General features: G+C 72.6%; 2 protein-coding genes. Both read right to left on the minus strand.

Annotation, left to right across the window (positions count from 1 at the left end; all coding sequences use genetic code 11):
• Positions 1 to 28: 28 nt before the first annotated feature.
• The gene (locus PROKR_RS30065; protein ID WP_036971616.1) at positions 29 to 631 is read right to left on the minus strand and encodes a ClpP family protease; all 603 of its coding nucleotides are present in this window, start codon (positions 629 to 631) and stop codon (positions 29 to 31) included.
• A 103-nt stretch (positions 632 to 734) separates the two neighbouring features.
• Positions 735 to 1,359, minus strand: a 625-nt coding sequence (locus tag PROKR_RS31195; protein WP_051433523.1) for a helix-turn-helix domain-containing protein, incomplete at its 5' end; no start/stop codon positions are given.

Raw genomic sequence — 1,359 nt, forward strand, 5'->3', positions numbered from 1 at the left:
GGCGGCCTGACCCCGGGCGGCGGCGGCCTCAGAGCCCGGCTCGCCGCTTCCCGCCCGGCCGGACGTCGTCGACGTGGTCCACGACCCTGTCGATCATCCCGTAGGCCAGTGCCTGCTCGGCGGTGAACCAGCGGTCGCGCTCGGAGTCCGCGGCGACGGACTCCACCGTCTGACCCGTGTGCTCGGCCTGCAGTCGCGTCACCACGTCGTTGACGTGCCGGATGTTCTCGGCCTGGACCACCACGTCCGTCGTCGTACCGCCCGCCTCGCCGGTGGACTGGTGCATCATGATCCGCGCGTGCGGCAGCGCGTAGCGCTTGCCCAGCGCGCCCGCGGCGAGCAGGAACTGCGCCGTGCCGCCCGCGAAGCCGACGGCGACGGTCGACACCGCGTTCGGCACCAGCTTCATCGTGTCGTGGACGGCGAGCCCGGCGCCGGGGGAGCCCCCGGGTGAGTTGAGGTAGAGGCTGATGTCGGCGGCCGCGTCCTCCGCGGCGAGCAGCAGGAGCTGCGAGGTCACACGGTTGGCGACGGCGTCGTCGATCTCGCCGCCGATCAGCACGATCCGCTGGTGCAGCAGCCGCGAGGCGAGGTGGTCGTCGAAGGCCTGGGTCAGGGTGGTCTCGGTCATGGCTCCACGATCGCCGTGCGCCGGCCCGCAGGACAGCCGTCTCTGCCCGCCGCAGATCTGCTGACGGCAGAGGAGCCTCTGCTGACGGCAGAGGAGCCGCGGATCAGAGCGGGTTGCCCTGCGGGTCGATGGTCGGGAAGGCGTCGAAGTGGACCTCGAAAGGGATCATTCCGGGAGCTTCCTCCTGCCCGCTGAGCGGGTCGATGTGCTCGGTCGCGAAGCGGTCCCAGGCCGCGACGAGCGCCGCCATCTGCTCGGGCGTGGCCCACTTGTTGGACGAGAAGAACGTGGTGGTTCCGTGCCACTTCTTAAGGGTCTCCTCGTCCGCGCCCTGGCCGGCGCGGACGAAGGCCATCACGCGCTCGTGGCGCAGGCGCAGGAACTCCATGTTGACCGCCTCGGCGGTCTGCCGGCTCGCGGGGGAGTCCTTGCCGACGGTCGAGATGCTGAACCCGCCGGGCGTGCGCTCCCACCAGCGCTCCCGCGCCGTGCCCCGGCCCTCGACCTCGCGCACCAGGCCGTGCTTGGCGAGCTGGCGCAGGTGGTAGCTCGTCGAGCCGCTGGACTCACCGACGATCTCGCCGAGCTTGCTGGCGGTCAGGGGCCCATGGCTGGGGAGCAGGTCGAGGATGCGGATGCGCAGGGGGTGCGCGAGGGCACGGAGCGCCGCGGGTCCCAGCTCCGCCGGGGGCCCGGCGGCCGGCGGAGCGGCTGACCGGTCGGCCGCC

The organism is Promicromonospora kroppenstedtii DSM 19349 (assembly GCF_000515355.1).
GTDB classification, from domain to species: domain Bacteria; phylum Actinomycetota; class Actinomycetes; order Actinomycetales; family Cellulomonadaceae; genus Promicromonospora; species Promicromonospora kroppenstedtii.